The 18,925-nt window shown below is 59.4% G+C and carries 18 protein-coding genes; 8 read left to right on the forward strand and 10 right to left on the reverse strand.

The genetic code is table 11. The features are described 5' to 3' along the window. Positions 1–15: 15 nt before the first annotated feature. The 3 genes from JN22_RS08645 to JN22_RS08655 all read right to left on the reverse strand — a co-directional run bounded on the left by JN22_RS08645 (position 16) and on the right by JN22_RS08655 (position 2,261). Positions 16–303 (reverse strand): hypothetical protein, encoded by a 288-nt coding sequence (locus tag JN22_RS08645; protein ID WP_223677636.1) that lies wholly within the window; start codon positions 301–303, stop codon positions 16–18. Beyond that, positions 300–893: an NUDIX hydrolase gene (locus JN22_RS08650; protein ID WP_085553570.1), complete on the reverse strand. Its 594-nt coding sequence runs from the start codon at positions 891–893 to the stop codon at positions 300–302. The genes JN22_RS08645 and JN22_RS08650 overlap by 4 nt, the downstream gene beginning before the upstream one ends. A 375-nt stretch (positions 894–1,268) precedes the next feature. Continuing rightward, a complete protein-coding gene (locus JN22_RS08655; protein WP_085553571.1) occupies positions 1,269–2,261 on the reverse strand; it encodes an NAD-dependent epimerase/dehydratase family protein in 993 nt (330 codons plus the stop codon). 261 nt (positions 2,262–2,522) lie between these two features. Here JN22_RS08655 and JN22_RS08660 point away from each other — a divergent pair, with 261 nt between their 5' ends. The 6 genes from JN22_RS08660 (at position 2,523) to wecB (ending at position 7,575) form a co-directional block, all read left to right on the forward strand. After that, entirely contained in the window at positions 2,523–3,209 is a 687-nt protein-coding gene (locus tag JN22_RS08660; RefSeq protein WP_211099612.1) for a polysaccharide deacetylase family protein, read from the forward strand. Positions 3,210–3,316: 107 nt separating this feature from the next. Beyond that, entirely contained in the window at positions 3,317–3,718 is a 402-nt protein-coding gene (locus tag JN22_RS08665) for a nucleoside-diphosphate sugar epimerase/dehydratase (protein WP_085553572.1), read from the forward strand. 93 nt (positions 3,719–3,811) lie between these two features. After that, on the forward strand, positions 3,812–4,747 hold the full coding sequence (locus JN22_RS08670) for an NAD-dependent epimerase/dehydratase family protein (protein WP_085553573.1): 936 nt from the start codon (positions 3,812–3,814) through the stop codon (positions 4,745–4,747). Positions 4,748–4,752: 5 nt separating this feature from the next. After that, positions 4,753–5,814, forward strand: a complete 1,062-nt coding sequence (locus JN22_RS08675) for an NAD-dependent epimerase/dehydratase family protein (protein ID WP_143268235.1) — start codon at positions 4,753–4,755, stop codon at positions 5,812–5,814. An 85-nt stretch (positions 5,815–5,899) separates the two neighbouring features. Further along, complete coding sequence (locus JN22_RS08680) at positions 5,900–6,523, forward strand: hypothetical protein (RefSeq protein WP_085553575.1); 624 nt, start codon at positions 5,900–5,902, stop codon at positions 6,521–6,523. 8 nt (positions 6,524–6,531) lie between these two features. After that, positions 6,532–7,575 carry a non-hydrolyzing UDP-N-acetylglucosamine 2-epimerase gene (wecB, locus tag JN22_RS08685; RefSeq protein ID WP_179166098.1) on the forward strand — a complete coding sequence of 348 codons (1,044 nt, stop codon included), beginning with the start codon at positions 6,532–6,534 and terminating at the stop codon, positions 7,573–7,575. Between the two features lie 4 nt (positions 7,576–7,579). Here wecB and JN22_RS08690 read toward each other — a convergent pair whose 3' ends face one another. From JN22_RS08690 to JN22_RS08715, 6 genes are all read right to left on the reverse strand, one after another. After that, positions 7,580–8,890, reverse strand: coding sequence for a glycosyltransferase family protein (locus JN22_RS08690; RefSeq protein WP_143268236.1), 1,311 nt, complete (start codon positions 8,888–8,890; stop codon positions 7,580–7,582). Then, positions 8,887–10,050, reverse strand: coding sequence for a DegT/DnrJ/EryC1/StrS family aminotransferase (locus JN22_RS08695; protein WP_085553577.1), 1,164 nt, complete (start codon positions 10,048–10,050; stop codon positions 8,887–8,889). The genes JN22_RS08690 and JN22_RS08695 overlap by 4 nt, the downstream gene beginning before the upstream one ends. A gap of 108 nt (positions 10,051–10,158) precedes the next feature. Continuing rightward, entirely contained in the window at positions 10,159–11,571 is a 1,413-nt protein-coding gene (locus JN22_RS08700) for a glycosyltransferase family protein (protein ID WP_085553578.1), read from the reverse strand. A gap of 203 nt (positions 11,572–11,774) precedes the next feature. Further along, entirely contained in the window at positions 11,775–13,205 is a 1,431-nt protein-coding gene (locus JN22_RS08705) for a glycosyltransferase (RefSeq protein WP_143268237.1), read from the reverse strand. Beyond that, entirely contained in the window at positions 13,202–13,870 is a 669-nt protein-coding gene (locus JN22_RS08710; RefSeq protein ID WP_143268238.1) for a class I SAM-dependent methyltransferase, read from the reverse strand. Before JN22_RS08710 ends, JN22_RS08705 begins: the two co-directional genes overlap by 4 nt. Then, a complete protein-coding gene (locus JN22_RS08715) occupies positions 13,867–14,661 on the reverse strand; it encodes a glycosyltransferase family 2 protein (protein WP_085553581.1) in 795 nt (264 codons plus the stop codon). The genes JN22_RS08710 and JN22_RS08715 overlap by 4 nt, the downstream gene beginning before the upstream one ends. Positions 14,662–14,838: 177 nt before the next feature. On the opposite strand from JN22_RS08715, the gene asnB reads away from it, so the two are divergent. Together asnB and JN22_RS08725 are read left to right on the forward strand one after the other, a co-directional pair. Further along, the gene (asnB, locus tag JN22_RS08720; RefSeq protein WP_085553582.1) at positions 14,839–16,755 is read left to right on the forward strand and encodes an asparagine synthase (glutamine-hydrolyzing); all 1,917 of its coding nucleotides are present in this window, start codon (positions 14,839–14,841) and stop codon (positions 16,753–16,755) included. Positions 16,756–16,763: 8 nt separating this feature from the next. After that, entirely contained in the window at positions 16,764–17,285 is a 522-nt protein-coding gene (locus JN22_RS08725; protein WP_085553583.1) for an acyltransferase, read from the forward strand. A 22-nt stretch (positions 17,286–17,307) separates the two neighbouring features. Here JN22_RS08725 and JN22_RS08730 read toward each other — a convergent pair whose 3' ends face one another. Then, positions 17,308–18,900, reverse strand: a complete 1,593-nt coding sequence (locus JN22_RS08730; RefSeq protein ID WP_085553584.1) for a B12-binding domain-containing radical SAM protein — start codon at positions 18,898–18,900, stop codon at positions 17,308–17,310. Positions 18,901–18,925: the final 25 nt, after the last annotated feature.

An 18,925-nucleotide genomic window follows, 5' to 3' on the forward strand; every position in this document is an offset into this window, starting at 1 on the left:
ACGCCCCGCCGAGAATCAGACCCCGCTGACCATGCAGGTGCGGTCGGCCGGCATCGGCACGGCAACCGGCCGGCCATCGGGCCCCTTGCCACGCGCCTCACGGCCACCGCCGGGCCGGTCGATGATCTCCGGATCGACGACGCGGCCGGCGACGGCCCATTGTCGGGTCTTGGGATCCTGGCAGCGGATCTCGTAGCTGCCCTTCATCGGCTCGGCGGCGGCGCTTCCGGCCAGGAACAGCGCGGCGGCGAGAAGCAGCGGCGGAGTGAGGCGCGTCATGGGACGGGCCATGGAACGGGTCATGCGTCGTCTCCCGAGGTGGCGGCCCCCGCCAGGGCGCGGGCGATGTCGGCCTGCCAAACCATGCTGACCAGCGCGATCTGGGTCAACAGATGCATCTCGCCACGGCCGATGGTGGCCAGCAACTCGGCGCGGGTCATCAGCAGGATCTCCGTATCCTCCAGATCGTCGGACAACGGTTCGGCGACGCGGCGACAGCCGGTGGCGTGGAACATGTGCGACCACGCCCCGCCCTGGTTGGCGTTGACCATGTAACCGCCGAGGTCGATCCAGGACTGGGCCTCCATCCCTGTCTCCTCCAGCAGCTCGCGCTTGGCGGCGGCGAGCGGTTCCTCGTCCGAAGACAGATGGCCACCGGGAAAGACCAGCCCGACGCGGCGCGGCCCATGCCGGTACTGCCGGTAGACGACGATCCGTCCATCCGCGGTTTCAGCGAAGATGCAGGCGAAGGACGGCATGTCGAGTTGATAGTAATCGTCGATCCGCCGGCCATCGGGCAGTTCGACCTCCTCCACGCGCAGCTTCAGGAAGGGTTCGGCGTCGACCAGATCACGGCTGTTGAGCACGGTCCAGGGGCGGTGAGGATAACTCATCAAAGTATCCTTGAAATATTCACAAAATTATCACACATCAATACAAATAAGACTCTCATTCTATCAATATAGAACCATAAGAAATATAGATTCCGTCCTTGACATTTTGATCTTCTCTTCCGTATTGAACTCCGCTTGTCAGCCGAAACGCTACGAGATTGACTGCTTTTGCCGTTGCGGATGGGTTCAAGCGGCTTATCGTAATTTCGTGGCTGGAAACCGGATACGATTCACTCCCCCTTTGACCGGTGCGTGAGAACTGCGCGTCTGCGAAAAGGCAAGATCGCCCGCCTGTGCAATCTTGCCGATACGTCCAGCAGCAGACTTTTGGCTCGCCATACACTACCGAGCATGCTCACGCCGCAGCCGTCAGCATCAGCCCTTGAACTTGGCGCGGCGTGCTTCAACTTCCGCCTTGTGGCTGTCGCGCCAGGAAATAAGCTGAGCCAACCCATCCCTCAACGACACCTTTGCCTCGAAACCAATCTCCTTGCGAGCCCGGTGGGTGCTGCCAATGCGGTTCTTCACAAAGGTCATGCCGCCGGGTTCATAGCGGATGGGCATCCGGCATCCAGTCAACTCGACGACCATCTCCGCCAACTCCCGAATTGACGTCCGTACACCCGTGCCAACATTGTAGAAGCGGTCTACGGGATCTGCCTGCATGGCACAGACGTTGGCCTGGGCGCAATCAGTAACGGCAACAAAATCATAGGCTTGGCTACCATCACCGTAGATGACGGGGGCGTCGCCACGGTCGATGGCATCCAACATTTTCATGATCACGGCGATGTAAGCGCCTTTGTAGTCCTGTCGGGGGCCATACACGTTCATGTAGCGCAGACCAACGTAAGGCAAGCTGTGGCGATGATGGATAGCACGCGCCATCGCCTCCCCGGCAATCTTGGTCGCGCCGTAGAAGTTGGTGTTGTTGAACGGATGGTCTTCGGTCATCGGTTCTTCCACCGCATCGCCATAGACGGATGCTGAAGACGAATAAACCAGACGCTGGACATTGGCCTCGACACAGGCTTCGAGCACGTTGAACGTGCCGCGGATATTGACGTCGAAGGCAGCACGCGGAAAGTCGTAGCATTGCAAAAGCCAAAGCGCGGCAAAATGAAAAACCCCATCGGCCCCTTTCAGAGCAGAAGCCAATATATCCGTCTGACCTATATCACCACCGACCTCAAAAATCCTTACACGGGTATCCTTGAGCGCGTCTGCCAAGTTCTCCATGGTGCCGCGGACGAAATTGTCATAGACGATGACTTCGGCGACATCGTGTTTGAGCAAGGCGTCGATCGTATGGGAACCGATCAGGCCGGCTCCGCCAACAACGACAAGCTTCTTACCGCGAATATCCATGACAGGAACCGGCCGTTATCCAGATTGGGGAAACCAGGGATCCATAGCACAGCGATGAAGCGACTCCAAGCCGCCGCCATTGCTCGGAACCGTCGCAGGAGGACCAGCCGAACGGACTCGATGGCTGGAAAAGTTTGCTGATTCCTCACGAGCCATGTGGCATGACTCCCCACCGATCTTATGATCGGATTAGGATGATCTAAGGTGCATGCGACAATGGCTCTGGTTGACAGCCTGTGGCGGTGGCGTAGACGACGGTTCATGGAACAACGCCGTTTCTACGCAACGTCTCCTTATCCCATCGCACTGTACCGCCGTTTTCTGGAGCAGGCACTCGCCTTCCGCCGCTGCGAAATCCGACCTTTCACGGAAGCGTCCTTCGGCGATGGCCCCCGGGCCCGCCTGTATGTCCGCCACGATATCGACACCGCCGCCTGTGTGGCGAACACACCTGCACTTCTCGAAATCGACCGGGAACTCGGAATCCCTGCTGCCGTCTATGTCCGTGTCGATGATGAGGATTATCCGGCCGAATCCTGTCGCGCCATGGTATCCCGATGCCATGAGATCGGGCTGGAGGTCGGCCTCCACACGGCCTGCTATACCCATGACGACAGTTTCGCCGCATTCTCAGACGAGTTGGACAAGTTCACCACCCTGTTCGGTTTTTCCCCACTTTCTTTCACCATGCATGGGCTCGGAACGAAACGACAACTTGAAAGACAGGATTTCTGTGCGAAAATCATTAAGAGCATGAAAAAATACGGCCTTCGTTTTACCGACTGTCGACCTGAATTTCGCAACTATGATTATGTGATCGAGGATTGCCACCTTGAAGGCGGCGGAAGCAATCAAAGATTCTTGTACAACGATGTATACAGGATTCCAAAATTCTTCAGACCAAGCCGGGATTATCTTTTTTTGACGCATCCGTGCTATTGGACCTGATACGCTGAATTGATTCTCGCCGATCCGGATTCTTGCCAAGCGCTTGGCCTGTTCCGTATTCCGCCAATGGGTTAGGTTGAGTGCCCCACGCTAACGGTACGACGGTAATGCGAACGATCTGGCGAGCAGACCAACTTCCCCGCGAAAATCCGCTCTATATCTTTGGCGCGGGTCAAGGAGGTCAAGCTCTTCAAGCCTACCTCAGCCGGAGCAGGAAACACCGGCCTGTCGCCTTTCTGGACAACCACAAGACCGGGAATCTTCACGGCAGCCCGATACTGACGCTGGACCAGTTTCAGCCGAACCATGAACCCGGTGCCATCGTCCTCATCGCAAGCCAGCACGTCAAGGAGATCGCCCGGCAGCTTGATGACCGCGGGATAAGAGACTGGTACAACGCGCATCCCTGCGCCATGAGCCTGATCGACCGCGATATACGGCGCAAGGGGCGCTTCATCACCGCCGCAGCGCTTCTGCCGGTTGTTCTTGCGCTCTCTATTTTCCTCTGACCAAGCGGTCGGACACCGCAAACCGGCCGTACCATTGACAACCACCAGCAGCCTGTCCCCATATTCCGCCAGCGTCAACGAAAGGTGTGATCGATGCGGGTCTTCATTACGGGTGGTGCCGGTTTCATCGGATCCAACCTGGCCGACAGGCTGCTGGCGCGTGGTGATGCCGTGATGGTGGTTGATAATTACGCCACGGGGCGTCGGGACAATTTGAAAGCGCATGAACATCTCACCATGGTGGAAGGCTCGATCACCGACGGCGCGCTGGTGCGCGCGCTGGTGGGCGATTTCAAACCGGATCTGATCGTTCACGCCGCCGCCTCGTACAAGGATCCGGAAGATTGGGCCGGAGACGCGCTGGTCAACGGCGTCGGGACCGCCAACATCGTCAAGGCGGCACGCGACAGCGGATGCGGGCGCGTGATCTATTTCCAGACGGCGCTGTGCTATGGCCTGAAACCGCTGGAACAGCCCATCACCCTGGCTCACCCGATCCTGCCGGGAGGATCGAGCTACGCCATCAGCAAGACCGCCGGCGAGCATTACATCCAGTTGTCCGGGCTCGACCATGTCAGCTTCCGACTGGCCAACGCCTACGGCCCCCGCAACCTGTCCGGCCCTCTGCCTACCTTCTATCATCGGCTGACGACCGGAAAGCCGTGCTTCGTCACGAACACACGCCGCGATTTCATCTACATCGACGACCTTGTCGATTGCGTCGTCTCAGCGGTGGACGGACGTGGGCATGGTGCCTACCACATCTCTTCCGGCTCGGACTATTCCATCTCGGAGCTTTTCAACGAAGCCGTGCGCGCTCTGCGGATCAATCTGGAGCAGCCGGTCGAGGTGCGTGAACGTCACCCCGACGATGCCTATACGATCCTTCTCGACCCTTCGCGTACCGGGGAAGAGTTCGGCTGGCAGATCCGCACCCCTCTCGGCGACGGGGTATCACGGACGATCGACTGGTACCGGGAGCACGGCATCACCCAGACCTTCACCCACCTCATCCAGTCGAAGGAATAAGGGGCATGAGCCGATCCGAGTTCTGCGGTTCCACCGTACTGGTTACAGGCGGGGCCGGCTTCATCGGCTCCAACCTCTGCCATCGCCTGCTCGACGACGGGCCGGAACGGATCGTCGTCGTCGACAACTTGCTCTCTGCCGACATGGTCAACGTACCGGACCATCCGGCCATTGATTTTCGCCTCGGCTCCATCGCTGACGACCGGGTCCTCCAGCAGCTTCCCCAGCAATTCGACTGGGTCTTTCATCTGGCGACCTATCATGGCAACCAGAGTTCGATGCACGATCCCCTCGCCGATCATGCAAACAACACCCTGACCACGCTGAAGCTGTTCGATCATCTGGCAACGAGACAGGCTCCCAGGAAGATCATCTATGCATCGGCCGGCTGCACTGTGGCGCAGAAAACTTTTGATGCTGCGGAAGCAACAACCGAAGATGATCCAGTTTCTCTTTATCTAGACAGCCCATACCAGATCTCCAAGATCGTTGGCGAGCTCTATGGAAATTACTATTTCACAAAACACAAGCTGCCTTTCGTGAAAGCGCGCTTCCAGAACGTTTATGGTCCGAGGGAGATCCTTGGCGCGGGACAATGGCGCGGCACGCCGGCAACAGTGTGGCGCAATGTCATTCCGACCTTCATCTGGAAAGCGTTGTGCAACACGGCGCTGCCGGTGGAAAACGGCGGCATCGCCACACGCGATTTCATCTATGTCGGGGACCTGGTCGAAGGGCTGATTGCCTGTGCGCACAAGGCCCTACCTGGCTCAGTCTACAATCTGGCGACGGGCGTCGAAACGTCGATCGGTGAACTGGCCCATCTGATCAACTCGGCTGCCGGCGCCCCTGCGCCTGTCGATCTGAGGCCCGCACGGACCTGGGATCGTTCCGGCAAGCGCTACGGCGATCCGACCAAGGCACGCACCGAACTCGGTTTCACGGCGGCGACTGCGTTGCCCGAGGGGTTGCGGCAGACCGTCGAGTGGACGCGCGCCAATCGTTCGGTTATCGAACGCTGCATAACGCAGCACCGTCATTTTCTCGACCGCAAGGCTGGCCTTTGATCCCATGACGCCCCCCCTCCCGCTTCACGACCCCGTGCAGGTGCCGCGCAGCCGGCCGATTCATGTGCATGGAGAAGAGGCAGCCGTGCGCACCGTCATGGAGGCGATGGCGACCGTGCCCTATGCCGGTCCCGTTGCCACGATGGTGGAACCGATGGAAGGGATCGACGAGGACGCCATCTTGGTGCTGACGGGTCAGGCCCCGCAAGCTCTGCTGGCATGCTGGGGGAATCGCTTGGTCTATGACGCAGCCCCTTGGCTCACCTCCGTCGCCCACCGTGCCTCCTGCTGGCAGGACATTGAATTCCTTCTCGCCGAATGCAGCATCGATGGTCGTCATCATCTGGAAACGGAAGACGATTTCTCCCGTCTGCCGCCACACCGGCCGATCTACCTGTACGGAGTTGGAGCGGGCGGACGTCGCATCCGTCGGGTAATCGACGCCGTTTCCGGCTTGACCTTGATCGGCTTCATTGACACCAGCACGCCGGGCGAATGCGAGGGGCTTCCAGTGTTCGATCTGCCAAGCTTCCTCCAGCAAGCGGTCGCCAATCCGATCATCATCATCGCCAGCCAGCATTGGCATGAGATTGAAACCACGCTGCTGGCGCATGGTATCCAAGACGCCCTCAACGCCTATCCATTCCTCAGCCGGGAACTTTGGATCGACCATTGGAACCGGCAGCATGCCGGACGGAGCAATGTATGAACCGCCGTATGCGCATACTGACCATCGTCGGCGCCCGGCCGCAGTTCATCAAGGCCGCTGAGGTTGGCCGTGCCCTTGCCGCGGCCGGGTTGGAAGAGATTCTCGTGCACACCGGCCAACATTTCGACGCCGCCATGTCCGACGTGTTCTTTGCCGATCTGTGCATGCCGCCCCCCGCCCACAATCTATACATCCACGGCGGTGGCAACGCGTCGATGACCGGGCGGATGCTGCAGGCGCTGGAGCCTTTGCTCGACCGCGAGAAGCCCGACTGGGTTCTGGTCTACGGCGACACCAACTCGACGCTGGCCGGTGCTCTGGCCGCTGCACATCGTGGCATTCCGGTCGCGCATGTGGAAGCCGGGCTGCGGTCGTTCAATCGCGCCATGCCGGAAGAGCTCAACCGGGTGATGACCGACCACCTGAGCACGTTGCTGCTCTGCCCAACGCCGGCAGCCGTCGCGAACCTGCAACGCGAAGGCATCGCCGCCGGCGTGTATCATGTCGGCGACGTGATGTACGCCAGTGCCTTGTCACTGGCCGGACGTGCCCGGCGCACCTCCACGGTCCTGGACCGGTTGGGGGTTCACGACAGCGGCTTCTCGCTCGCCACCGTGCACCGCGCGGAGAACACCAACGACAGCGGGCGTCTGGCCAGCATCCTCGCTTACCTGCGCGACGCCGCAGCGGAGGAAAAGGTGCCCATCATCCTGCCTCTGCACCCCCGCACACGCGATGCTGCGGCCCGTTTCGGCTTGGATCTCGGTGGCTTGACGGTGCTTGCGCCTGTGGGCGCCCTGGACATGGCCCGACTGCTGGCCGGCTGCACGCGCGTCTTCACCGATTCCGGAGGGGTGCAGAAAGAAGCTTATTTCCACGGTAAGCCCTGCATCACGTTGCGCGACGAAACGGAATGGGTGGAGACCATCGAGAACGGATGGAACCGCCTGTGGCGCGGCCCCGGCTATCGGCCACGCCGTCCCATCGCCGACTATGGCGACGGGCAGGCGGCTTCCCGCATCGCCGCACTTCTGGCTGGCGGCGCAGGGTAAGCGTTCAGTTCAAGTCCAGGAGGTTGCGGCCCTCCGCCAGCAGATACCGCACCGCGAAGGAGGAGCCCGGCTTCGTTCGGGCCTCGAAATTGGCAAAGCGCCATACGACCTGTTCGCGCCAGTGAAGAAGTTGGCGGCACAAATCCTGGACGAAGGGCAAGCGGCGTGCCACCACCGGCGGCGCTTCGACGATTGTCTCCTCAATGTCCTGGACGAAGCTGCGATAACTCCAACGTCCCGATTCCACGATCTCCTCCCGGCACCGGCGGGAGATCTGTTCGGTCAGGCCATGGTCGGAAAAGGCTTCGAGCGCCTCGTCCAGGTTGCTGTAATCTGGACGCACGGGGATATAGTGGCGCCACGGCTCGAAGACCCCATTGTAACGACCTTCCAGCAGGATTTGGCAGGTTCCCGTCATCGCCGCCTCGAAATGGCGCGGCGACAGGCAGGCCAGACCGATGGTGTGGTCGCGATCCGGAAAGCAGGCAGCGCGCGTTTCTTCGAAAGTAGCGCCAGGGTGCCTTTCCAGATAATCCGCAACCCGTTCCCGCACCGAACCGTCCCAATCCAGCACGCTCGCCCCGCCTTCGACACCCAGCACCCCGCGGCAGCGCAGAAGGAACTCGAACCAACGATCGCCGATCAGGAAGTCATGCGCATCCAATGAATTGATGTCGACGGTAAAGCCGCGGCGCCGGGCAGCCTCTCCGACCTTTTGGCCGACAAGCACCTTCTGCTGGCCATGCTCGCCCAGCCAATAAGGGTTGCGCCAAGCCCGATAGCCGATATCGATATCGCGCAGAGGGCGGGGAACGTCGCGCAACCACGCCAACCGTCTCTCATCGACATAGCCGGTCAAGGCCGTCCGCAATGACGTGCGCGACTGGTCGAGCGTACCGTACAGTGCCGCCCAGTCCGGAGGATCGGCGCAGGTCAGCACATGCGTGGCACCGACATCCCGCAGGAAGGGGACGACAAGGTGCATATGCATGAACTCATCCTGCACGACGGCAATTTTCGGGCAATCGAAACTTCGCAACCGTCGGCATGGACCGGCGCGCCACTCGAACAGCGCAGGATCCCAATGCATCGTCAGGAAGATTGTGTCGAAGATGATGGCATCGATGTCCAGCCGCTCCAGCAGCCGCCAAGGCACGCCGAAGCCAACATTCACGTATAGGACATGATGGCGTGAGTAGCGCTTCCAGGAAAACAGATGCGCTTCGTTGGACGAGCGCAAGGGCAGCGAATAGCGCGCGTTGTAGAAGACGACCAGCGTTCGCCGCCCGCCCTTGGAGGAATCAGTTCCGCTCATGCCGCGCATGGCCGGCAGGTGGCGGCGTGAATGGCATCGATGACGCGCGTCTGCGCATCGGCAGCGAGGTACGGATGCATGGGCAGGCTGATCACCTCGGCCGCCAGCCGCTCCGATACGGGCACGCCGCCCGGTGCCACCGGGTAGCGGCGATAACCGCCCTGCCGGTTGAGGGGTATCGGATAATACACCGCCGTTGCGACACCGGCCGCCTTGAGGCTGGCGGCCAGCGCGTCACGGCGATCATGGCGAATCGTATATTGCGCCCAGACGGAAGTCGCCTCCTGCGCCACCACCGGAAGCCTGACGGGATCGGCCAGCCCGGCGGTATACCGGTGGGCGACATGGTTGCGCGCCGCGATCTCCTCTTCAAAGATCGACAGCTTTTCGATCAGCACGGCCGCCTGCATCGTATCAAGCCGTGAGTTAAGGCCCAGGCGTACGTTGTCGTATTTGTCTACCCCCTGACCATGCATCCGGATGGAGCGGAGCGTCTGAGCCAGCGTATCGCTGTCGGTGAAGACGGCACCGCCATCGCCGTAACAGCCGAGCGGCTTGGCCGGAAAGAAGCTGGTCGCCGTCGCATCTCCCAGGCTGCCGACCCGCTTGTTGGCCAGCGTCGCGCCAAAGCTCTGCGCCCCATCGGCAAGCAGGAACAGGCCATGCTCGCGGGCGATCTCTCCGATGGCCCCGTAGTCAGCGGGCTGGCCAAACAGATCGACCGGCATCACGGCGGCCGGCTTAAGCCCCATTCGGCGCACCTTGTCGATAGCCGCGGAGAGGCTGGCCGAATCCATCGTGAAGGTGTCTTCCAGGACATCGACGAAAACGGGCGTGGCGCCCAGCAGGGCTGGCGCTTCTGCCGAGGCTACGAAGGTAAAGGCCGGTACGAAGACGGCGTCGCCTGGTCCAATGCCTTTCGCCATCAGCGCAAGCTGCAGGGCATCGGTGCCGTTGGCGCAGGTGACACAGTGCCGGACATTGGCGAAAGCCGCCAGTTTCGATTCCAGTTCAACCACCTCCGGCCCCATGATGAAGCGGCCATGGTCCAGCACTCGTGCGATGGCTTGGTCGATGCGGCCTCCCAACCGGTGCCTCTGCGCCTGAAGATCCTGGAACAGGATGGGCTCGGTGGTGGCACAGCCTGCTGGTTGGGACATGATCGGTTCCGTTCTTGGGGCGGCCCGAAGGCCCGGATTGGCAAGGTGACTCCGGTCGCCGAGTCTTCTGTGCGTCACTCTATGGCCGAATTGCTAACAATCCTCAATTTATGCCTTGCCCGTCGCCGGGCTGTCCGCGTTGCGCCGCGTGAACTCGTCAATGGCAGCGTTCAGATACTCGAGATCCGGGGCCGCCGTGGCTGCGGCCCCCCCATACCCGAACACCCAGCCATTGCCCAATGCGACCCGACCGAAGGTGTCGGAAATGAGCAGAAGGTCGTCATCAAGGCGGACAATATCGACCGGCATGCGGTTGGAGGCGATGCATGTGCCGTCTTCCAGCATCATCCGCTGGAAGCCGTTGCGACGATTGGCCCAGGTCACCGGCATCCGCTGCGGCACGCCGGAAAAGGAGATGGCCGCCAACCGGGCGCCACCGGCCAACTCATGCCGCAGCAGCGCAGAGCGCGAGGCATGGACGCGGGCATATTCGTCTTCCAGTATGGGAAGGGTCGGCAAGCAGCCGCCGTCTCCCAGCGCAGTGCGCAGGATACCCGACCAGAATGCCTGATAGCCGAATGTCTCCGTCAGCCAGCGATGTCCCGCTGCGGCGATCCGCTCGCGTTCGGCATCGTCGCCCAAAAGGCGCAGAATCTGCGCAAGGCATTCCTCATGCCCATCGAACAATGCTGCCGCTCCGTCAGGGATGAAGCGGCGCGTCTCGACATTCGCATCGGTCAGACAGGCGACCCGACAGGCCATATAGTCGAAGATCTTGCCCTTGATCTGCACCCGTGCCGGATCGGTTCGGGAGTTGAGGCAGAGGCTCGAGCGGTTGATGATGCGAACATATTCTTCCCATGACACCCAATCGTCGGTGAGCTTGAACGCTCCCTTGCGCGAATTGACCAGACCGCCCGCCTTGTTGAAGCGAATGCCGCGCTTGGGCAGTTCCTCGGTCAGATAATCCACCAGCCGCGCCCGGTCGCCTTCGTTCGAGCCCAGCAGGGTGACATCGAATTGCTTCGGTTCATCCGGCAACGGACGCAGCAGATCGGTGAACACTTGGCCGCCGAAAAACACGATTCTGGTCTGCGGCGTCAGTCTTTCCGCTACGGTCCGGCAGCGCAGATAGGTGTGCAGGCTGTCGCCAACCACCAATATGCTGCTGCTCCCCAGCAACTCGGCCTCCGCCGTGGTCGGCTCGATCCAACTGTCCCACAGCATGCTGACCACCGGCGTCCCGCCGTCGCGAATCGCTTTCAGAACGCCGGGTGAAAGGTTCTCATGCTCCCATGTCGCTGAATAAATGACCAAATCGGGTCGAAACTCGGCCACGGCCGCCAACGCGCGCCGATCCATTTCAGCGCGACCATGCGCCCGCAGGTCGCGCTGATAGACGCAGTCACGGTGCTCAATCGGTAAACTACAATTCAGAATCGGCAGGCGGAGCTGAATATTGCTCGGTTCGTTTTCGAAATCGACATATTGCTCAGGATTGAAGAAAAGAATCTTTATCATTTCAGTTCCTCATGGACGAGATGATTATAAAAAATCGAATTCATATGGCACGCAAGATCCTTGATCTTCTCATTTATTATCGCCGGCGACACCGATGAAAACATCTCGATGAAACAATGGGGCGCAATGATAAAGCTCTCCTTAATGCCGTTGGAGCGGATCTTCGATCTGTTTCCAACGACCGAATCACAGGCGAAGCAGGACTATGGCCCGGCACGCTCGCTCGGCGCTTGACCGGCCATGATGCGGTCGTAGACAGTCTCGTACCGTTCGGCGCAAGCGTCGGCGGACCACCATTTCAGCGCGTAGTCGCGGCTGGCGGCTCCAAGTTTCCGCCGCTTCTCCGGTGCGCGCACCAAATCTTCCAGCACCGTCTCCAGGGTCGACGCGTCGGCCTGGACGGTCGGGCAGTTGCGGACATAATCCGACATGCCGTCCGGACGGTCCTCGGATGCATTCATGTGGACAACCGTGGGTTTGCCAAGCATCATCGCCTCACGCCCGTTCGCTCCGTGCCGGCCATAGAGAATCTGGTCGACAACAATATCGGCCTGCGCCTGCGCAAACCGGATTTCCCGGCTGGGCACGCCCTTCACAAAATCGAGACGGACCTTCAGCCCCTTGCGCTGCAAGGCTTCGACCGCATTGACGATGGCATGCGTGCCTTTAAGGTTGCGGCCATCCCGGGTGCGCAGGTCGTAATCGCCTACCGCGTGGTAGATGATCACCTCGTCCGGATCCTTCAGCCGGCGGAAATGGTCAGGGATGGGCAGGTCGGGACGCCACAGTTCCGGGTCGAGGGCGCAGGTCAACGGCTCACGATAAACCTGGGGGCCGGCCTTGAAATCGAGCATGGCGTCGATCTCGATGCTGATGAGATCGCAGAGCGCCTGGACCCGGCGCCCCCAGGCAAGGTTACCGGCGTCGGAACAGACGGCCAGCTGGTCCCGCGATACGCAGACGCTGCAGCAATGTCCGCCACTCCACCGGTCGAAGCTCGATTGCGACACGGAATCCTGGCAGCCATAGGTGCTGTAACCGATGCGCAAACCACGCGCCTTGAGGGCCAGCAGATCCCAGGGCACCCCCATCACGCCGGAATTCTCGGGAAAGAATGCCAAGCGCCCTTTCCCGTACAGATGAATCATGCGAAATCGGCGCGCCGCCACATCGTAGAAGCTTCGCAGGTTGCGCAGGAATTCGCGGCCATCGGGAAGGCGCAGATTCAGGTCTTCGCCATGGAACAGAAGCCCGTTGTCCGTATCGTCTTCAAGATTGACCGAGAGCGCGTCCCATCCCCGGCGCCGCAACGCCGCAGCCAGATACAGGAAGTTGTAGTAGCTGTTTCCCAGAAAGACCACCGAACGCCGGGATGTTTCCTTTTTTCCGGAAACCGTCCTCTCCGGTTCCGGTCCAGCATTCCAGGCCGGGTCGTCGAACGGCGGAGGCATGCCGCGCCCATCCAGTGCGGCGCACAGGCGGGCCAGCGGCAGAAGGGTCTCCGGCTGCCGCAGTGCCGCAGCGATGACGGTTTGGGCGACGGCATCGGGATCCCGACGCCGGAGGGACGTCAGTTCCAAAAACCGGGGATGCTTGGCGAAGGCCCCGCCAGCCGGCTCTGCAGCCAATGTCATCGGCCGATCTCCTCAAAGGCCACGCCCAGTCCGCCGGTGCCGGCAAAAGCAAGATCGTTGATGGTGTGGCTCAGCCCGTCAATGCTTCCCTGCCGCAACCCTTCCACGAAACGTCGCGTGTGATTGCCTGGCTCCGTCACGCAGGTGTGCAGAAAGACGATCAAACCGCCATCAGCGACGATCCGGCGGACTGTATAATACAAAGTCATCACAAGATCGTAGCGCACGGTGCCATCGATGATGACAACGTCGAGTGGACGCATGTCGGACAACGCACGATAGAGAAACGGCAGATCGCCGATCAGACCGAAATGGATTCGGAAACGTCCGTCCTGCAGTACCGGCTCGGGAAAAGGACGCAGACTGATGGCCTCCACGGTCTCGAAGAGCTCTCCCCACAGCCGGCAACTGAGACCGCTGTAGAAGTCCGAGATCAGCACACGCCGTCGCGGGCGGCCACGACCCGCCAGCAGATTTATGAGTGCGGCGGTCTCCGCACGGTCATAATGGATGGCATCCGCGGTTGCGTCGCGACGGTCGCCGTTCCAGCGCCGCGGCCGTACACGCGGTGGCCAGAAGCTGCTTATCGGAGACGAACCGTAAGGGTCGTAGGCTTCGAAACGGCGCAGCAGGTCTTCAGCGCATACCGGTGCCGTCCCCGTCATCGCGTGGCGCGCTCAATGAAATCGGCATGAAAGGCAGGCCATTTGCGCCGAATGATCTCACGCGTCATCGCACCGTTCGCATGGGCCAATCCCGGCGGATGGGGAACATGGACAGCCCGCATGTCCGTATTGAAGAAGACCGCAGTGCCCGAGCGCAGGCCGACCTGATAGCCGAACAGGGTGTCCTCCAACTCGCCGTAGACAAGATCCTCGTCGAACCCTCCCACCTCCATGAAGAGCTCCTGGGAAACGGCCATATTGCCACTGATCACCTGATAAAAACGATCGGTTGGCCGGTTTGGGGCTTCCCAGACACCGTACTGGAGACGCGGATCCGGGCTGCCTTCGAAATAGTAACTGTCAACATAACCACACTGCACCATTCGATCACCATGGGTGCAGAAACCGCGCAGCACCGCATCGGTGTAGCCTGGCTCCACCAGGATGTCGGGATCAAGAAAGACGAGATAACGTCCATTTGCCAATTTGGCGCCCGTGTTGCGGGCCCGTGCGGCTCCAAAACCGTTCTTGCGCTGGTACAGGTAGACCACCTCCTCCGGCAAGACTGAAGCGATTCCATCGTCAGGGGAACCATCGTCAACGACGATCACCTCGATCTGATCGCTTCGGCATCCATCGAGGCGCTGTCGCCGCAGATGTTCAAGTGAACGCAACAGCACGTCGCGCTTGCGATAATAAGGGTAGATGACGCTCAACAGCTTCCCTGTTGCAAAGACCTTGGGAAAACGATGATTTTCGATGAGATAGGCAGGGTCTGCCAGGCCGGACATCAAGATCGTGCTCTCCCGGGGAATGCTGCGGGGTTTCGCTTTGCTGAAACAGGCTCCCCAAAGGAACACTGTAATATCTTTTCATTAATTAACAGGAGCTATCGTCGCGATCAAGGCATGGCCCATACGGAGCGGAGGGGCCTGCCGGTTCGGTGGGGTTCTTGAAAGGTTCCATTGATGTGTGGGATTGCCGGTATCGTCAACCTGAGGGGAGAACCCGTTCCCGGGCTGGAACGAATGCTGGACGTCATGAACCGGCTGGTGGCCCACCGTGGACCGGATGGCGCAGGTACTTGGACAAGCCCACAAAAGCATGTCGGCCTTGCCCATCGCCGGCTCAAGATCATCGACCTGACGGACGCTGGAATGCAGCCGATGATCTCCTCTCAGGGCAATGCCCTGACCTACAACGGCGAGATATACAACTATCGTGAGATTCGCCGCACCCTGGAACCTGTCTGGAACTTTCAAAGCCAATCCGATACCGAGGTTCTCCTTGCTGCCCATGATCGGTACGGCCTTGATGCATTGGCGGAACTGCGGGGAATGTTCGCCTTCGCCCTGTGGGATGAACCCCGGCAGCGGCTGTTCTGTGCGCGGGACCGCTTCGGCATCAAGCCATTCTACTACGCCACCGTTGGTGATTTTTTTATCTTTGCCAGCGAAGCCAAAGCTCTTCTCCCTTTTTTAGCCAGCATAGAGACTGACAGCGGAGCCCTGGCAGAGTACCTGACATTTCAATACACCATTGGGGAACACACATTATTCCATGGCGTGCACCAGCTGTTGCCAGGTCATTATCTATTGGTCGAAAACGGACGGGTAATTACCCAGAGATATTGGGATATATCTTATCAAATTGATTTTGACCACAGTCCGCAATATTTCCAGAGGCGCCTTGCGGAATTGATTGATGAATCACTGGAGTTGCATCTGCGCAGCGATGCGCCGATCGGTGCCCATGTGTCGGGCGGTATCGATTCCAGTCTCGTCTATCTGCTGAGCGACCGGCGTTCCGGTGGGGCGATCAATGGCTTCCACGGCCGGTTCGGCGCGTATCCGGGCTATGACGAGAGCCACCATGCCCGCACGGTAGTCGGCGCGGCCGGGGGAAAGCTGCATGAGACCGATATCACCGCTGCCGATTTCCGCGACTCTATCAGTGCCGTCATGTACCATCTCGACTATCCGGTGGCTGGGCCAGGTGCGTTTCCCCAATACATGTTGTCGGCACTGGCGGCACGGCATGTCAAGGTTGTGCTCGGAGGGCAGGGCGGCGATGAAATCTTCGGTGGATATGCGCGTTATCTTATAGCCTATTTCGAGCAATGCTTTCGTGCCGCCATCGATGGAACCTACCGGAACGGTAATTTTGTCGTCACGGCTGAATCCATCATTCCAAACTTGGGTGTCTTGCGCGAGTACAAGCCTCTGCTTCAGGAGTTCTGGCGTGAAGGTCTGTTTGGTGGACTCGACGACCGCTACTTCCGGCTGATCGACCAAGCCAAGGACATGTCGGGCGAGATCCGGTGGCACGAACTCGATCGCGAACGCGTGATCACAGCCTTCCGCGAGATCTTCAACAATCAACGCAATGTGCGCAAGGAAGCCTATCTCGACAGCATGACTCATTTTGACCTGAAGTGCCTGATCCCGGCGCTGCTGCACGTCGAGGATCGCATGAGCATGGCGCATGGGCTGGAAAGCCGGGTGCCGCTGCTCGATCACCGGTTGGTCGAATTCGCCGCCACCGTGCCCGCCGATGTGAAGTTCACCGATGGTCGCATGAAACACCTGCTGAAGACCACCTTCCAGGACGTCCTGCCGGTCCCGATCGTCGAGCGCCGGGACAAGATGGGGTTCCCCGTGCCGCTGGCCGAGTGGTTCTCGGGCGAATTGCGCGACTGGATCGGTGACCTGTTTCGCAGTGAGCAGGCACGCAACCGTCCGTTCGTCAACGTGGACCACATCGTCGACGGGATGGCGCGCACCGGCCGCTTTTCGCGGAAAATCTGGGGCTTACTGTCCCTGGAATTGTGGCAGCAGTCTTTCCACGATCAGGCGGCACGATACCGTGCCATGTTGAACGGCTAGGTCCATCAATGCTGGAAAAACTCAGGCTGCTCCAAAAGGCGATGCAGGCGGAAAAGATGGCGCGTTTCATGCGCCGCGTCTCCTTCGGCGACCTGGTGACCGACCGATGGGAAAACGCCCGAGAATACGGCTTCGGTGAAGGCACGTCCTGCTACGACAATGTTCTCATACTGGGTGACGTGAAGGTCGGCCGGCACAGCTGGATCGGCCCGAATGTCATTCTGGACGGCTCCGGCGGACGGCTGGAGATCGGCGATCATTGTTCCATCTCGGCCGGTGTGCAGATCTACACCCATAACACCGTGAGATGGAGCCTGACGCAAGGCGCCTACCCGCCGGAAATCCAAAGCACGACGATCGGCAACGGAGTCTATATCGGTCCGAACAGTGTCATTGCCATGGGAAGCGTCATTGGCGATTGCGTGGTCATCGGCGCCATGTCTTTCGTCAACAGCTCAATCCCGGCTGGCAAGAAGGCATGGGGCTCCCCGGCCCGCATCGTCGGCGATGCGGCAGCGGGGGAACCATAACGATCTGCGGCGATCTCGATCCTCACGGCGATTGGGGACTCGCGCTAAGATCGGAAGGAGGCGTGCTTTTTGGCTTCACCGACTTCCAAAAACTCTTGAAATAGAGCTTCGGATGCCATTGATACAGTTTCCAGATACCGTCATAAGCCTTGAAATCGAAAGCATGCAGGAAGAACAGGCCATGGCGGAGCCGGACCACCGCTACTGCGAAGAGAAGCCGGAACAACAGGACACATAGGCGGTCCTTTGTCGTCGCTACCACAATGTTGTTAATCATCATTGGGATACCAGCAAGCTGCGAGTATTTCTCTGTGAGACGCAAAATTTCCCGGTCGCGCCGGGTCGGCTCGAACAAGGTCCATTGACCGCAGAGATCCCAGGCGGTGTTCAGGTCGATGTCGGCGTAATCGTAGACGGTCTTAGGGTCAAAGCCGTTTAGACGAGCAGCATCCATCATCGCCGTTCCAGGCAATGGGAACAGAGTTCCAAAATATACCGACAGATTTGGATTGTGCCGGTATAGATCGAGGCCGGCGCGAATATCCGACCTGATTTCACTGGGGCGCTCGTACGGAAGCGCCATAAGTATACCAGTCTGCAACATTACCTTGGGTGCAAGGCGGGCAAAACGTTGAAGCATGACAACTACATCTTCATTGGTTTGCTCCTTTTTCATGTTGGCCAACAAGCGCGGCTGCAATGTTTCCAACCCGAAAAAGACGGATTCCACCTCGGCGCGAGCCAACGCCTTGATCTCTTCTTCACCCATGAAATTCGTTTTCACGTCCACACCAAATACCCGGATCCCTATGGCGTGCAGTCGCTCGATAATGTCAATGGCCCGCTTCCGATCCACAATGAATAGATCATCAGAAACAGAAATCGTATGAAAATAGTATTTTTGACGTAGAGCTTGCACTGTGTTGACCACGAAATCAGCGCTGTGCTTCCGCCAGCGACGCTTACTAAAATAATCATTATAACAAAATGTGCAAGCAAACGGACATCCACGGGACGTCATCAAAAGACCGGTAATTCTCCCATCAAATATATATCTGTTAAGATCAATTAATGAAAAATCCGGCTCATATTCATCAAGCTCTTTTGTGATATCTCGCCGCGGGTTGACAATTATCTTTCCATTTTCGTCTCTAAACGCTAAGCTCTTTACATCTTTCGGCTCCATATCGCCGTTGAGCATATGGGCGATTTCGACGATCACGTCCTCCCCATCCCCCATGCCTACAGCGTCAACAAATTCCTCCCGCAGACAGACTTCGGAAATGGCCGTGGGCTGAACGCCTCCCCAGACGATCGGTAGCGTGGATTTGATCGCCTTTACTTTTCTTGAAAAAGCAATGGCAGATCGCAATGAGAATCCGGTAAGGACCGAGCAGACACCGACGAACAGGATGTCATGAAGATCCAGGCTGGACAACATCTCGTCCACATGCTCGTCCTGAACATGGAAGACGCTGACGTCATAACCAGCGCGCTTCAGCGAACCTGCGAGGTAAAGCATCCCCACCGGCAACCGCATGTCCGATTGGACGCCCCGCCAGACAGGATAAACCTGAAAGAGCAGCACACGCTTAGACGGACTTCTGCGCAGCATGTGTCCTCTCCTCTATTCGTCACAC

Origin of the sequence: Azospirillum agricola (assembly GCF_020005195.1) — a bacterium.
Classification (GTDB): domain Bacteria; phylum Pseudomonadota; class Alphaproteobacteria; order Azospirillales; family Azospirillaceae; genus Azospirillum; species Azospirillum agricola.

Excerpts from the sequence above, each read along its gene's own strand:
- wecB (WP_179166098.1), top strand. The coding sequence starts at position 6,532 with ATGCGCATACTGACCATCGTCGGCGCCCGGCCGCAGTTCATCAAGGCC.
- asnB (WP_085553582.1), top strand. The coding sequence starts at position 14,839 with ATGTGTGGGATTGCCGGTATCGTCAACCTGAGGGGAGAACCCGTTCCC.
- JN22_RS08715 (WP_085553581.1), bottom strand. The coding sequence starts at position 14,661 with ATGTCCGGCCTGGCAGACCCTGCCTATCTCATCGAAAATCATCGTTTT.
- JN22_RS08710 (WP_143268238.1), bottom strand. The coding sequence starts at position 13,870 with ATGACGGGGACGGCACCGGTATGCGCTGAAGACCTGCTGCGCCGTTTC.
- JN22_RS08705 (WP_143268237.1), bottom strand. The coding sequence starts at position 13,205 with ATGACATTGGCTGCAGAGCCGGCTGGCGGGGCCTTCGCCAAGCATCCC.
- JN22_RS08695 (WP_085553577.1), bottom strand. The coding sequence starts at position 10,050 with ATGTCCCAACCAGCAGGCTGTGCCACCACCGAGCCCATCCTGTTCCAG.
- JN22_RS08655 (WP_085553571.1), bottom strand. The coding sequence starts at position 2,261 with ATGGATATTCGCGGTAAGAAGCTTGTCGTTGTTGGCGGAGCCGGCCTG.
- JN22_RS08670 (WP_085553573.1), top strand. The coding sequence starts at position 3,812 with ATGCGGGTCTTCATTACGGGTGGTGCCGGTTTCATCGGATCCAACCTG.
- JN22_RS08725 (WP_085553583.1), top strand. The coding sequence starts at position 16,764 with ATGCTGGAAAAACTCAGGCTGCTCCAAAAGGCGATGCAGGCGGAAAAG.
- JN22_RS08730 (WP_085553584.1), bottom strand. The coding sequence starts at position 18,900 with ATGCTGCGCAGAAGTCCGTCTAAGCGTGTGCTGCTCTTTCAGGTTTAT.
- JN22_RS08675 (WP_143268235.1), top strand. The coding sequence starts at position 4,753 with ATGAGCCGATCCGAGTTCTGCGGTTCCACCGTACTGGTTACAGGCGGG.
- JN22_RS08650 (WP_085553570.1), bottom strand. The coding sequence starts at position 893 with ATGAGTTATCCTCACCGCCCCTGGACCGTGCTCAACAGCCGTGATCTG.
- JN22_RS08690 (WP_143268236.1), bottom strand. The coding sequence starts at position 8,890 with ATGAGCGGAACTGATTCCTCCAAGGGCGGGCGGCGAACGCTGGTCGTC.
- JN22_RS08700 (WP_085553578.1), bottom strand. The coding sequence starts at position 11,571 with ATGATAAAGATTCTTTTCTTCAATCCTGAGCAATATGTCGATTTCGAA.
- JN22_RS08665 (WP_085553572.1), top strand. The coding sequence starts at position 3,317 with ATGCGAACGATCTGGCGAGCAGACCAACTTCCCCGCGAAAATCCGCTC.
- JN22_RS08660 (WP_211099612.1), top strand. The coding sequence starts at position 2,523 with ATGGAACAACGCCGTTTCTACGCAACGTCTCCTTATCCCATCGCACTG.
- JN22_RS08645 (WP_223677636.1), bottom strand. The coding sequence starts at position 303 with ATGACCCGTTCCATGGCCCGTCCCATGACGCGCCTCACTCCGCCGCTG.